The organism is Citrobacter sp. LST-B2 (assembly GCF_057983045.1).
In genome coordinates, this window is record NZ_CP192598.1 from 2685849 (window position 1) to 2698706 (window position 12858).

The 12858-nt window shown below is 53.3% G+C and carries 13 protein-coding genes; 5 read left to right on the forward strand and 8 right to left on the reverse strand.

Translation table 11 applies throughout. From position 1 onward, the window contains the following. The first annotated feature begins 33 nt into the window (after positions 1-33). Both ACQ0PY_RS12880 and yciA read left to right on the forward strand, forming a co-directional pair. Positions 34-2220: a TonB-dependent siderophore receptor gene (locus ACQ0PY_RS12880; RefSeq protein ID WP_109740288.1), complete on the forward strand. Its 2187-nt coding sequence runs from the start codon at positions 34-36 to the stop codon at positions 2218-2220. 99 nt (positions 2221-2319) lie between these two features. Further along, positions 2320-2718, forward strand: coding sequence for an acyl-CoA thioester hydrolase YciA (gene yciA / locus ACQ0PY_RS12885; RefSeq protein WP_043000515.1), 399 nt, complete (start codon positions 2320-2322; stop codon positions 2716-2718). 48 nt (positions 2719-2766) lie between these two features. On the opposite strand, the gene tonB is transcribed toward yciA, so the two are convergent. Next, entirely contained in the window at positions 2767-3483 is a 717-nt protein-coding gene (tonB, locus tag ACQ0PY_RS12890; protein WP_109740632.1) for a TonB system transport protein TonB, read from the reverse strand. A 212-nt stretch (positions 3484-3695) separates the two neighbouring features. Between tonB and ACQ0PY_RS12895 the strand changes: the two genes are divergently transcribed. Continuing rightward, positions 3696-3992: a YciI family protein gene (locus ACQ0PY_RS12895; protein ID WP_043000514.1), complete on the forward strand. Its 297-nt coding sequence runs from the start codon at positions 3696-3698 to the stop codon at positions 3990-3992. Positions 3993-4033: 41 nt separating this feature from the next. On the opposite strand, the gene ACQ0PY_RS12900 is transcribed toward ACQ0PY_RS12895, so the two are convergent. Then, positions 4034-4207 carry a YciY family protein gene (locus ACQ0PY_RS12900; RefSeq protein ID WP_086512586.1) on the reverse strand — a complete coding sequence of 58 codons (174 nt, stop codon included), beginning with the start codon at positions 4205-4207 and terminating at the stop codon, positions 4034-4036. 141 nt (positions 4208-4348) lie between these two features. Between ACQ0PY_RS12900 and cls the strand changes: the two genes are divergently transcribed. Next, the gene (gene cls, locus ACQ0PY_RS12905; RefSeq protein ID WP_043000513.1) at positions 4349-5809 is read left to right on the forward strand and encodes a cardiolipin synthase; all 1461 of its coding nucleotides are present in this window, start codon (positions 4349-4351) and stop codon (positions 5807-5809) included. Between the two features lie 34 nt (positions 5810-5843). Continuing rightward, complete coding sequence (locus ACQ0PY_RS12910; RefSeq protein WP_043000512.1) at positions 5844-6173, forward strand: HI1450 family dsDNA-mimic protein; 330 nt, start codon at positions 5844-5846, stop codon at positions 6171-6173. Between the two features lie 35 nt (positions 6174-6208). On the opposite strand, the gene ACQ0PY_RS12915 is transcribed toward ACQ0PY_RS12910, so the two are convergent. From ACQ0PY_RS12915 to oppA, 6 genes are all read right to left on the reverse strand, one after another. Further along, a complete protein-coding gene (locus ACQ0PY_RS12915) occupies positions 6209-7045 on the reverse strand; it encodes an ion transporter (RefSeq protein ID WP_043000511.1) in 837 nt (278 codons plus the stop codon). A 47-nt stretch (positions 7046-7092) separates the two neighbouring features. Then, the gene (gene oppF, locus ACQ0PY_RS12920; RefSeq protein ID WP_043000510.1) at positions 7093-8097 is read right to left on the reverse strand and encodes a murein tripeptide/oligopeptide ABC transporter ATP-binding protein OppF; all 1005 of its coding nucleotides are present in this window, start codon (positions 8095-8097) and stop codon (positions 7093-7095) included. Next, on the reverse strand, positions 8094-9107 hold the full coding sequence (oppD, locus tag ACQ0PY_RS12925) for a murein tripeptide/oligopeptide ABC transporter ATP-binding protein OppD (protein ID WP_109740289.1): 1014 nt from the start codon (positions 9105-9107) through the stop codon (positions 8094-8096). Before oppD ends, oppF begins: the two co-directional genes overlap by 4 nt. A gap of 11 nt (positions 9108-9118) precedes the next feature. Next, positions 9119-10027 carry an oligopeptide ABC transporter permease OppC gene (oppC, locus tag ACQ0PY_RS12930; RefSeq protein ID WP_044267192.1) on the reverse strand — a complete coding sequence of 303 codons (909 nt, stop codon included), beginning with the start codon at positions 10025-10027 and terminating at the stop codon, positions 9119-9121. A 14-nt stretch (positions 10028-10041) separates the two neighbouring features. Further along, the gene (oppB, locus tag ACQ0PY_RS12935) at positions 10042-10962 is read right to left on the reverse strand and encodes an oligopeptide ABC transporter permease OppB (protein ID WP_043000507.1); all 921 of its coding nucleotides are present in this window, start codon (positions 10960-10962) and stop codon (positions 10042-10044) included. A gap of 119 nt (positions 10963-11081) precedes the next feature. Further along, positions 11082-12710: an oligopeptide ABC transporter substrate-binding protein OppA gene (gene oppA, locus ACQ0PY_RS12940; RefSeq protein ID WP_043000506.1), complete on the reverse strand. Its 1629-nt coding sequence runs from the start codon at positions 12708-12710 to the stop codon at positions 11082-11084. Between the last annotated feature and the right edge of the window lie 148 nt (positions 12711-12858).

Genomic DNA, 12858 nt, shown 5'->3' on the forward strand with positions numbered 1-12858 from the left:
GTATCGCATTTTTAACAATAGGGATGTCAGTTGATGAATTTGATAACAACAATGTTTCCGCGCCCTCTGGCGCTTTTGATTGCCACAGCATTAAGCGGAAATGCTTTCGCCACAGACGAGGTCATGAACGACGGCGAAACGATGGTCGTCCAGGCAACCGCCGAAGAAGCCCTCAAACAGCAGCCCGGTGTTTCTATTATCACCGCCAAAGACATTGAAAAATCCCCACCGGTCAACGACCTCTCCGATATTATTCGCACCATGCCCGGTGTGAACCTGACGGGCAACAGCGCCAGCGGCAGTCGGGGAAATAACCGTCAGATTGATATTCGCGGCATGGGTCCGGAAAACACGCTGATCCTGATTGACGGCGTACCGGTCACCTCGCGAAACTCGGTGCGCTATAGCTGGCGCGGGGAGCGTGATACCCGTGGTGACACAAACTGGGTACCGGCAGAGATGGTCGAGCGTATTGAGGTGCTGCGTGGCCCGGCAGCGGCACGTTACGGTTCCGGCGCGGCGGGTGGCGTCGTAAATATCATCACTAAACGGCCAACGAACGACTGGCATGGCTCGCTGTCTCTTTATACCAACCAGCCCGAGAACAGCAAAGAAGGTGCCACCAGGCGAGCGAACGTCAATCTGAGCGGCCCGCTCATTGACGATGTTCTCACCATGCGTTTGTATGGCAACATCAACAAAACTGACGCCGATGCGGCGGATATCAATACCCGGCAAAATGGATCCTATGCCGCAGGGCGCGAAGGGGTGCGCAATAAAGACATCAACGCCCTGCTCTCCTGGAAACTGACGCCACAGCAAATTGTCGATTTTGACTACAGCTACAGTCGTCAGGGCAATATCTATGCCGGGGATACCCAGTATAGCAACGCTAACGTCAGTCCTGACGGGCTGGTCAGTACCCTTTACGGCGATGAAACCAACCGGATGTATCGTCAGTCGTGGGGGCTGACGCATAACGGCATCTGGGACTGGGGGCAGTCTACATTCGGCGTCTACTACGAAAAAACTAATAACACCCGAATGCAGGAAGGCTCGACCGGTAAAGTGGAAGGGATGATCAATAACACCGAATACGCCACCAGCCGCCTGGAATCTTATCGTTCTTCCGGAGAACTCAACATCCCTGTCTTCTGGCTGGTTGATCAAACCCTGACGGTGGGTGCGGAGTGGAACCGTGACGAACTCAACGATCCGGCGTCTATGCAGGCCACCAGCGCATCCGGCGTGCAGATTGGCAATGTCTCCGGTGACGCCTCCAGTCGCAGTTCCAAAAATAGCGCCACGCTCACCGGTATATATCTGGAAGATAATATCGAAGCGCGGCCTGGCACGGATATTATTCCGGGGATCCGTTTTGACTATCACGACGAATTTGGCAGCAACTGGAGCCCCAGTCTGAATATGTCGCAGAAACTGGGCGATCTGTTTAAGCTGAAAGCCGGGATTGCGCGCGTCTTTAAAGCGCCAAACCTGTATCAGTCCAGCGAGGGATATTTGCTCTCCACGCGCGGCAACGGGTGTCCGAATACTATCGCCACCGGCAGTTGTTATCTGCTGGGTAATCCGGATCTGGACCCGGAAATCAGTATTAACAAAGAGATCGGCCTGGAATTTAATTACGCTGGGTGGGATGCGGGAATCACCTGGTTCCGTAATGACTATAAGAATAAAATCGTCGCCGGGACCGATATTATCGGTTACGCCTCCAACGGAAATAACATCCTGCAATGGGAAAATGGTGGCAAAGCGATTGTCGAAGGTCTGGAAGGTAACGTGGTGATTCCGCTGGTGCCGGAAACGTTAAGCTGGCGCACAAACGCGACGTATATGATCAAATCAGAGAACAAGGACACCGGTAACCCGCTCTCCGTGATCCCGAAATACACCATTAATACCCTGCTCGACTGGCAGGTGAACGACAAGCTTTCCACGCAGCTACAGTGGACGCAGTACGGTCGACAAAAACCGCGCGAGTATGCTGAAACGCGCAACGAAACGGGTGCCATGTCGGATAAGGAGATAGGTGCCTACGCGGTTGTCGGACTCGGCGCTAATTACCAGATGACGAAAAACTTGCGCCTGAATGCCGGGATCAGTAACCTCTTCGACAAGCGGATCTATCGTGAAAACGATGGTGCCTCAACCTACAACGAACCCGGACGCGCTTACTATGCGGGCGTAACGATGTCATTCTAATCACCCAAACGCCCGTCTCGCGGGCGTTTCCCCTCTGTTCTCCATGCTAAAATCATAGTAGCATCGCGCCTGAAATTTTTTTCTACAGTCGGTTTTACAATGACAACAACAACTCACGCCCCGCAGGGCGAACTGGTTTTACGCACACTGGCTATGCCTGCCGATACCAATGCCAACGGTGATATTTTTGGCGGCTGGCTGATGTCGCAGATGGATATTGGCGGTGCTATTCAGGCCAAAGAGATTGCCCATGGTCGCGTGGTGACCGTCCGCGTGGAAGGAATGAGCTTTCTGCGTCCGGTTGCCGTCGGCGATGTGGTATGTTGCTACGCCCGTTGCGTGAAGCGCGGAACCACTTCCGTCAGCATCAATATTGAAGTCTGGGTCAAGAAAGTGGCATCAGAGCCAATTGGCCAGCGCTACAAAGCGACAGAGGCACTGTTTATCTACGTCGCGGTGGATCCAGACGGTAAACCCCGCCCGCTACCGGTAGAATAAACACAAAAAAGCCTCCATTACGGAGGCTTTTACGTTATCACGAGATGATTATTCGATTTGCGTGGTGCCGTTCAGACGGAAGACGATATTCACGACCAGCCCTGAACCCGGTTTACCGGCTTCATAGCGCCATCTGCGCATCGCATTCTTCACTTCACGTTCAAACATGTTAGCCGGTTGCGCTGACACGATTTGTACGTTGTCCACCCGGCCATCGGACGTAACATCAAACTTCACTTTTACCCGCCCCTCAATGCGTAATGCCTGAGCGCGCGCAGGATACTGCGGCTGGTTACGCGTTAACGCACGTGGACCTGCCGGAACGCTCACTGTCGGCTTGCTGGTTGCCGGCGCAGTGCTGGTGGCCGGACGCGAAGGCGCGGTATTCTCAAACGGCGACGCCGGACGCGGCTCGGCAGGTTTGACATCACGCTTCGGCTGCTCCTGTACCTTTTTCACCGGTTTCGGTTTGGGCTTAGGTTTAAGCTTCGGTTTCTCGATAACAACCGGCACCTCTTTGGGCGGTTCGGGAATCGGTTCCGGCTCAGGTTCAGGCTCGACAACCGCTTCCGGCGGCGGCTGGACAGCCTGCGGCGGTTCCAGGTCGGCTGGCGAAACCATCGTTACGGAGATGGGCTGCGCAGGGGCAGGCAATTCAATAACCTGATGTACCGAGGTATACAAGAGTCCCGCCACTAAAGCGCCATGAATGCCGACAGAAAGTAGCGTCGGCCAGGGAAAGCGACGAGGTAAATCAAGGGTCATTGAAGTCATAATCGTTTCAGTTGAAAAACCAGGCCCCAATTTTAAATGCAAATAGCAATCATATTCAATAAGCCATCGCCATAAGCGCCATTTTTCTCCTAAAAATTCCCTGACAATTGTACGGCCTTAACAAGGCTGTCATCTTTGCGTTGCAGTAAAGAGGCCTTTCAAATAACGTATTTAGCACTTTTACCGAACAAGGAGCCCTATCCGTGCTTTATGTCATCTACGCGCAAGATAACCCGAATTCACTTGAAAAGCGTCTTTCCGTCCGCCCCGCGCATCTGGCACGACTACAGTTGCTTCACGACGAAGGACGTCTCCTGACTGCAGGCCCCATGCCAGCGGTAGATAGTAACGATCCCGGTGCGGCAGGTTTTACCGGCTCCACGGTGATTGCTGAATTTGACTCACTGGAAGAGGCGCAATCCTGGGCCGAGGCTGACCCGTATGTTGCCGCCGGGGTTTACGCGCAGGTTTCAGTGAAACCCTTTAAGAAGACGTTCTGAAAGACGTGTTCATTGGGCACCGCATGCGGTGCCCTGTTCACTCAGAGGCTATGGATCGCAAACAGCAGCGAATTACGTTGCTGATTCAGGACACATTTTCTGATTGAGTGGATCCGCATATTCCGACGCGACTGTCCTTCAAGCCAACGCGCTTTACGGCGACTGGCCTGACGCAGCATCCGCCAGCGTCCCACTTCCGTTCTACTCCGCTTCATGATACCTACTCTTACAGTGCAAGAATGGGCATTATACCCCCCACAGACAGGCAGGCTAGCGCTTTTGCCGTGTTTTTATTTGCCAGATTTATCATGACGCGTAAACTCATAACAATACGCTTTCAAAAGGATTTTTAATCTATGACAACCTTCTACACGGTGGTGAGTTGGCTGGTCATTCTGGGCTACTGGGTGCTCATTGCCGGTGTAACATTACGTATTTTAATGAAACGTCGCGCGGTTCCTTCTGCGATGGCCTGGCTGCTAATCATTTATATTCTGCCGTTGGTCGGAATTATTGCTTATTTATCCTTCGGGGAACTGCATCTGGGCAAGCGTCGGGCAGAACGCGCTCGCGCAATGTGGCCATCCACCGCAAAGTGGCTGAACGATCTCAAAGCCTGCAAACATATCTTTGCCGAAGAGAACAGCAGCGTCGCCGCTTCGCTGTTCAAACTCTGTGAGCGTCGCCAGGGCATCGCGGGAGTTAAAGGCAACCAACTCCAGCTGCTCACCGATTCTGACGATGTGATGCAGGCGCTGATCCGCGATATTCAGTTGGCACGACATAACATCGAAATGGTGTTCTATATCTGGCAACCTGGCGGTATGGCGGATCAGGTGGCGGAATCCCTGATGGCTGCCGCACGACGCGGGATCCATTGCCGACTCATGCTGGACTCTGCCGGTAGCGTCGCTTTCTTCCGCAGCCCCTGGGCGGCGATGATGCGCAACGCTGGTATCGAAGTGGTCGAAGCGCTGAAGGTTAACCTGTTCCGTGTGTTCCTGCGCCGCATGGACCTGCGTCAGCACCGCAAAATGGTGATGATTGATAACTATATTGCTTATACCGGTAGTATGAATATGGTGGATCCGCGCTTTTTCAAACAGGATGCGGGCGTCGGTCAGTGGGTGGATCTGATGGCGCGGATGGAAGGTCCGGTCGCAACCGCAATGGGCATCGTCTATTCCTGCGACTGGGAGATTGAAACCGGCAAACGCATTCTGCCTCCGCCGCCGGACGTCAACATAATGCCGTTCGAAGAGGCCAGCGGACACACAATTCATACCATCGCTTCCGGCCCAGGCTTTCCGGAAGATCTGATACACCAGGCGCTGCTGACGGCGGCTTACTCGGCGCGTGAGTATTTAATTATGACCACCCCCTACTTCGTGCCGAGCGACGATTTGCTGCATGCCATCTGTACAGCGGCGCAGCGCGGTGTGGACGTCAGTATTATTCTGCCACGCAAGAACGATTCACTCCTGGTTGGCTGGGCCAGCCGCGCCTTCTTTACCGAGCTGTTGGCGGCCGGGGTGAAAATTTATCAGTTCGAAGGCGGTCTGTTGCATACCAAGAGCGTACTGGTCGATGGTGAACTCAGTCTGGTCGGGACCGTGAATCTGGATATGCGCAGTCTGTGGCTGAATTTTGAGATCACGCTGGTGATTGATGACGTCGGATTCGGCGGCGATCTGGCTGCCGTACAGGACGATTATATTTCCCGTTCTCGCCTGCTGGACGCGAATTTGTGGCTAAAACGCCCGCTCTGGCAGCGGATCACCGAGCGACTGTTTTACTTCTTCAGTCCGTTGCTGTAAAACGTGCCCAAGAGACGGTAAACAGGTAGTCACTATGGATATGGATCTGAACAATCGCCTGACTGAAGACGAAACGCTTGAGCAGGCTTACGATATTTTTCTCGAACTGGCGGCCGATAACCTCGACCCGGCGGACATTATTCTGTTCAACCTGCAGTTTGAGGAGCGCGGCGGCGCAGAGTTATTTGATCCGTCAGAAGACTGGCAGGATCACGTGGATTATGACCTGAACCCGGACTTCTTTGCCGAAGTGGTGATTGGTCTGGCAGACAGTGAAGACGGCGAGATCAACGATATTTTTGCCCGCGTGTTGCTGTGTCGCGAAAAAAATCACAAGCTCTGCCATATTCTCTGGCGCGAATAATCAAAGACAAGAGCCGCAATCGCGGCTCTTTTTATTTAGTCCGGCAATTTACTGCCGCAGTGGTTACAAAATTTCGCGCTATGTTCATGCTGGCTCTGCTGGCACTGTGGGCATTGGCGCTGTTGATTCCGCTTTTGAAACGCCATGCTCATATGCGTGGTGATCAACCCAGTAGGAATGGCAATCACTGAATAGCCAATCAAAATCAGGACTGATGCTACAATCCGCCCCAATGGCGTATGTGGCGAAATATCGCCATACCCAACCGTCGTGACGGTCACAATCGCCCAGTAGACCGACGCATTCAGCGTGGTGAATCCATATTCCGGTCCTTCGATGAGATACATCAGCGTGCCGAAAATAATCATCAAAATGCCGATAAACGAATAAAACAGAATCAGTTGATGCCGGGCACTCATAATCGCCCGCCAGAATACCCGTAATGAAGGCATAAAACGCAACAGCTTAAGGATCCGCAGGATACGAATGGCCCGCATAGCCCGCCAGGCAAAAACGTAATTGAGGCTGATTTCCGGCCACAGCCACATCACATACAACGGCAGAATAGTCGCTAAATCAATTAAGCCCCAGAAGCTGAAGACATATTTCGCCGGATTCGGCCAGCTCACTAAACGCAGCAAATATTCCAGCGTAAAGACCAGCGTGATGATGAGTTCAAGCCAGACAAAAATATGCCACTCATCAAGCGTCAGGTGATATTGCGTGCCAAGGCCCGATTCAATAAAAATAACCAGCACGCTCAACAGCGCGAACAGAGCACATAACCCCTCGCCCCGTCGCCCTGAGCGGGTGTTCAGATCGAACAAGCGGTGATAAATCTGCCTGCGAAGCGATGACAAGGAAAACGACACGATAACCTCTGCGAAAAGAAGGGCTGACAGTTTGTCAGCCCTTGCGATTATAGCGGGTCTACTTTAAGGCAGGAAACCGCATGCCGGAAACTGCCTTCCAGTACCGGACGCGTTTTCGCACACTCCGGGCCGGCTATCGGACAACGGGTACGGAATACACAGCCTGACGGCGGGTTAATCGGTGACGGCAATTCCCCTTCCAGTAGCTGAATCGTCTTGTTCTTTTCCAGATCGGGATCGGGAATCGGTACCGCCGACATCAGCGCTTTAGTGTAGGGATGCAGTGGGTTGTGATAGACCTCGTCATAGGTCCCCAGTTCCACGGCATGACCCAGATACATCACCAGCACGCGATCAGAGATATGTTTTACGACCGCCAGGTCATGGGCGATGAAGATCAGCGACAGCCCCATTTCCCGCTGAAGCTGCTGCAAGAGGTTGACGACCTGCGCCTGAATTGACACGTCCAACGCGGAGACCGGCTCATCGCAGATGATCAGCTTCGGCTCCAGAATCAACGCCCGGGCAATCCCGATACGCTGGCACTGACCGCCCGAAAACTCATGCGGATAGCGGTTAATCAGGTTTGGCAGTAAGCCCACCTTCATCATCATCGCTTTCACCCGATCGCGCACTTCCTGACGCGGTAATTTCGGATGATAGGTTCGCAGCGGTTCAGCGATGATTTCACCAATGGTCATGCGAGGGTTCAGCGACGCCAGCGGATCCTGGAAAATCATCTGAATATCACTGCGAACGTCCCGCCATTCATCGGGGTTCATCCCCAGCAGGTCTTTACCCAACCATGCCACCCGACCATCGGTCGCTTTTACCAGCCCGATAATGGCCCGGGCAAAGGTCGACTTCCCGCAGCCGGATTCGCCAACGACCCCCAGCGTCTCTCCTTCATACAGCCGCAGCGTCACGCCATCGACCGCCTTCAGCGTTTTTGAGGGCTGCCAGAACCACTGCTTGCCATCTTTAATATCGAAATGCACCTTCAGATCGGCGATTTCCAGGAGGACTTTACGTTTTTCATCTACAGCGTTCATGCCAGATCCTCCACCGGTTTAAAGCAGGCGCGCAGGCGACCTGGACTGAACTCCTCCAGCGGCGGAGTGGTGCTACAAATCTCCATCGCATGCGGACAGCGCGGCTGGAACGGACAGCCTTTCGGCAGACGCAGTAAGTTGGGCGGGTTCCCCGGAATCGTCAGCATCTCGTCACCTTCGCCATCCAGGCGCGGCACCGCATTGAGAAGACCAATCGAATAAGGATGAACGGGCTGATAAAAGACATCGCGGGCATTACCGTATTCCATCGTCCGACCGGCATACATCACCAGCACTTTGTCGCAAATCCCGGCCACCACCCCAAGATCGTGGGTAATCATGATGATGGCGGTGTTGAATTCACGCTTCAGTTCATTGAGAAGCGTCATGATTTGCGCCTGCACGGTAACATCCAGGGCGGTCGTCGGTTCGTCGGCAATCAGTAACTTCGGCCGGCACAGCAGCGCCATTGCGATCATCACGCGCTGACGCATACCGCCGGAAAATTCATGCGGGAACATTTTCATCCGCTTACGCGCTTCCGGCATTTTGACCGCATCCAGCATTCTGACCGACTCTTCAAACGCCTCCGCTTTGCTCATGCTTTTATGCAGCATCAGCACTTCCATCAGTTGCTCCCCGACACGCATGTAGGGATTCAGCGAGGTCATCGGGTCCTGAAAAATCATCGAGATTTGCTCGGCGCGCAGCTTATTCAGTTCGTGCTCCGGCAGATTGAGGATCTCGCGGCCGTTAAACGTCGCCGAACCGCCTATCCGACCATTCGCGGCCAGCAGCCCCATCAACGCAAACGCGGTCTGTGATTTACCTGAACCAGACTCACCGACGATGCCGAGGGTTTCTCCGGCGCGCAGCGTAAAGTTCAAATCATTCACCGCGGTGACATCACCGTCCGGGGTACTGAACGTCACACGAAGATTTTTTACGTCCAGCAGTGCGTTAGCCCTTTGCTGCGCGAACGGCACGCCTGCAGTTTCAATTACGCTCATGGCTGCACTCCTTAACGGTCTTTCGGGTCGAGGGCATCACGCAAGCCATCGCCAATAAAGTTAAAACAGAACAACGTCACCACCAGAAAAGCGGCCGGGAACAGCAGTAGCCACGGCGACACTTCCATCGAGTTGGCGCCATCGCTCAGCAACGCGCCCCAACTGCTCAGCGGCTCCTGCGTCCCCAGCCCCAGGAAGCTGAGGAACGATTCGAACAGGATCATGCTTGGCACCAGCAAGGATGCGTACACCACCACCACGCCCAGCACGTTAGGCACAATATGACGCAGGACGATGTTACCGGTCGACACGCCGCCCACCTGCGCGGCTTCAATAAATTCTTTCCGCTTCAGGCTCAGGGTTTGCCCGCGCACAATACGCGCCATATCCAGCCAGGAAACCATCCCGATCGCCACAAAAATCAGCAGAATATTTTGCCCGAAGAAGGTGACCAGCAGGATAACGAAGAACATAAACGGGAAGGAGTTGAGGATTTCCAGCAGGCGCATCATCACCGAGTCGATTTTGCCGCCCAGATAGCCTGAAAGCGAGCCGTACAGCGTCCCCACGACCACCGCAACGAGCGCGGCCGCGATGCCGACCATCAGCGAGATCCGCCCGCCAATCGCCACGCGCACCAGCAGGTCGCGTCCAGAGGAGTCGGTACCAAAATAGTGACCAGACTCGCTATCCGGCGCGCTGGACATCATGCCCCAGTCGGTATCGAAGTAGGTGAACTGCGACAGCATCGGTGCCAGCGTCACGAACAGCGCAATCATCACCAACACGATCAGACTGGCAACCGCAGCGCGGTTATGCATAAAACGACGGCGAGCATCCTGCCACAGGCTGCGCCCCTCGACCTCCAGCTTCTCACTGAAATTCTCCAGCGCTTCGCTGTTTTTCTTACCTAACATCATCGCGAGCTCCAGTATCAGTAACGAATTTTCGGGTCGATGACGGCATAGAGCACGTCAACAATCGCATTAAAGACAATGGTCAATGTCCCCACGAGGATCGTCAGGCTGAGAACCAGCGAGTAATCGCGGTTCAGCGCGCCGTTAACAAACAGCTGACCAATCCCCGGCAAACCATAGATTGTCTCAATGACCATTGAACCTGTGATAATCCCGACAAATGCCGGTCCCATATAGGAGAGCACCGGGAGTAACGCCGGTTTCAACGCATGGCGGAAAATAATACGGCGCATCGGCAGCCCTTTCGCTCGCGCGGTGCGAATGAAGTTTGAGTGCAGCACTTCAATCATTGAGCCACGGGTGATACGCGCAATACTGGCAATATAGGCCAGTGATAACGCCACCATCGGCAGGATCATAAATTTCAGCGCCCCGCCATTCCAGCCGCCACCCGGCAGCCATTTGAGGGTGATCGCAAATATCATGACCAGCAGAGGCGCGACCACAAAGCTCGGTATGACCACCCCGGTCATCGCCACCCCCATGACCGCATAGTCCCATCGCGTGTTTTGCTTCAACGCGGCAATTACGCCAGCGCTCACCCCGAGGATCACGGCCAGAAAAAAGGCGGCAAGACCCAGTTTCGCCGATACCGGAAAACTCGAAGCGACCAGGTCGTTAACCGTATAATCTTTGTATTTAAAGGAAGGACCGAAATCACCGTGCGCCAGTTGCTTCAGATAGCTGAAATACTGGGTCATGATAGGGTCGTTAAGATGGTATTTCGCTTCAATGTTTGCCAGAACTTCTGCCGGCAGCGCGCGTTCACCGGTGAAGGGACTTCCCGGCGCAAGACGCATCATAAAGAACGAAATGGTAATAAGAATAAACAGCGTCGGAATTGCTTCCAGACAGCGGCGTAGAATAAATTTCAACATTGCCCGTACCTTCTGGCGTGTGCCTTTACACCCCTTCACGCAGAACCGCTAATGAGAGGTGTTGAGAGTCGACGAAAAAAGACACTGTGGGGCAACGTTTGCTGCCCCACCCTTTGCCATTAATGCTTGATAATATACAAATCTTTGACGTGGATATTATCCATCGGGTCTTTACCGGTATAACCGCCCACCCACGGTTTCACCAGACGGGCGTTGACGTAGTAGAACACCGGCACAATCGCAGAATCTTTATCAAGCTGCTGCTCGGCTTTGCCGTAAAGCTCAGTACGCTGCTCTTCATTCGTTGCTTTCAGCGCATCGGCAAGGATCTTGTCAAACGCCGGGCTCTTATAATGCGTCGTGTTGTTTGAGCTGTCAGACAACACCATGTTCAGGAAGGAGGTCGGTTCGTTGTAATCCGCACACCAGGCCGCACGAGAAACATCATAGTTGCCCTGATGACGCGTATCGAGGAAGGTTTTCCATTCCTGGTTTTCCAGCTTGACGTTCACACCTAAGTTTTTCTTCCAGATGGACGCCGCGGCGATAGCCAGTTTCTTGTGCAGATCGGACGTGTTATACAGCAGGTTGAAGGTCAACGGTTTATCAGCGGTATATCCGGCTTCGGCCAGTAATTTTTTCGCTTCTTCGTTACGTTTTTCCTGCGTCCAGCCAAACCATTCTGGTTCAGCCAGTTTTGCGCCGTCAGTATACGGAGGCGTGAAGCTGTATGCCGGCAGGTCGCCCTGGTTTTTCACTTTATTAACGATAATATCGCGGTCCAGCGCCAGCTTAAGCGCGGTACGCACGCGGACATCCGTAAACGGTGCTTTCTGGTTATTGATTTCGTAATAGTAGGTGCACAGATACGGGTCAACGTGAACTTCGTTCGGGATCTCTTTTTTCAGTTTCTGGAACAGTTCAATCGGCATGTTGTTATAGGTCATGTCGATTTCACCGCTGCGGTAACGGTTAACGTCTGTCACCTCTGATGCGATCGGCAGGTACGTCACCTGATTAATGACCGTTTTGGCGTTGTCCCAGTAATTAGGATTGCGCTCGAGCACGATATGCTCGTTAACCACCCAGTCTTTCAGCTTATACGCACCGTTGGTGATGATATTGGCTGGCTGAGTCCACTTCTCACCGTATTTTTCAACGGCGGCTTTAGGAACCGGGGAAACGGATGAGTGCACCAGCAGTTTGTAGAAATAAGGTACAGGCTCGCTGAGGGTCACTTCAAAGGTATTATCATCAATGGCTTTAACGCCAAGATCGGTTGGCGGTTTCTTGCCGGCAACGATGTCATCAATATTGACGATATGACCATACTGCAGATAACTGGCGTACGGGGATGCGGTATTCGGATTCGCCAGACGCTGCCAGCTGTAAACAAAATCGTGAGCCGTCACCGGTGAGCCATCAGACCATTTTGCGTCTTTGCGCAGATGGAATGTCCAGACTTTAAAATCTTTATTTTCCCATTTCTCAGCCACGCCCGGAGACGGTTTACCGTCGACGTCACTGATGATTAAACCTTCAAACAGATCGCGGCTGATATTGGATTCCGGCACCCCTTCGATTTTATGCGGATCGAGAGACTGAACTTCCGAACCATTATTTCGCACCAGCGTCTGCTTTTCCGCCAGTTGCACACCTGCGGGGACGACGGCAGCTGTCGCGACATTTCCGGCGATGAGCGCAGTTAAAATTCCTGCCGCCACTAAACTTTTCTTCGTGTTGGTCATTGTGTTTGTACTCCCTCATTATAATTACTGGTTTTATCACCAGCCTGTTAATCCCGTCAGGGATCTCTGATCAGCTTCGGAGACTTTCAGCTGCCAGGTCGTTTACTGCCTGCTATCACCGACTTTATTTATTCTGGCGATTCGTTTG

What these genes read in the sequence shown, in the direction of transcription:
- ACQ0PY_RS12880 (WP_109740288.1), top strand. Translation starts at nt 34, where the DNA reads ATGAATTTGATAACAACAATGTTTCCGCGCCCTCTGGCGCTTTTGATT.
- yciA (WP_043000515.1), top strand. Translation starts at nt 2,320, where the DNA reads ATGACAACAACAACTCACGCCCCGCAGGGCGAACTGGTTTTACGCACA.
- tonB (WP_109740632.1), bottom strand. Translation starts at nt 3,483, where the DNA reads ATGACCCTTGATTTACCTCGTCGCTTTCCCTGGCCGACGCTACTTTCT.
- ACQ0PY_RS12900 (WP_086512586.1), bottom strand. Translation starts at nt 4,207, where the DNA reads ATGAAGCGGAGTAGAACGGAAGTGGGACGCTGGCGGATGCTGCGTCAG.
- cls (WP_043000513.1), top strand. Translation starts at nt 4,349, where the DNA reads ATGACAACCTTCTACACGGTGGTGAGTTGGCTGGTCATTCTGGGCTAC.
- ACQ0PY_RS12910 (WP_043000512.1), top strand. Translation starts at nt 5,844, where the DNA reads ATGGATATGGATCTGAACAATCGCCTGACTGAAGACGAAACGCTTGAG.
- oppF (WP_043000510.1), bottom strand. Translation starts at nt 8,097, where the DNA reads ATGAACGCTGTAGATGAAAAACGTAAAGTCCTCCTGGAAATCGCCGAT.
- oppD (WP_109740289.1), bottom strand. Translation starts at nt 9,107, where the DNA reads ATGAGCGTAATTGAAACTGCAGGCGTGCCGTTCGCGCAGCAAAGGGCT.
- oppC (WP_044267192.1), bottom strand. Translation starts at nt 10,027, where the DNA reads ATGATGTTAGGTAAGAAAAACAGCGAAGCGCTGGAGAATTTCAGTGAG.
- oppB (WP_043000507.1), bottom strand. Translation starts at nt 10,962, where the DNA reads ATGTTGAAATTTATTCTACGCCGCTGTCTGGAAGCAATTCCGACGCTG.
- oppA (WP_043000506.1), bottom strand. Translation starts at nt 12,710, where the DNA reads ATGACCAACACGAAGAAAAGTTTAGTGGCGGCAGGAATTTTAACTGCG.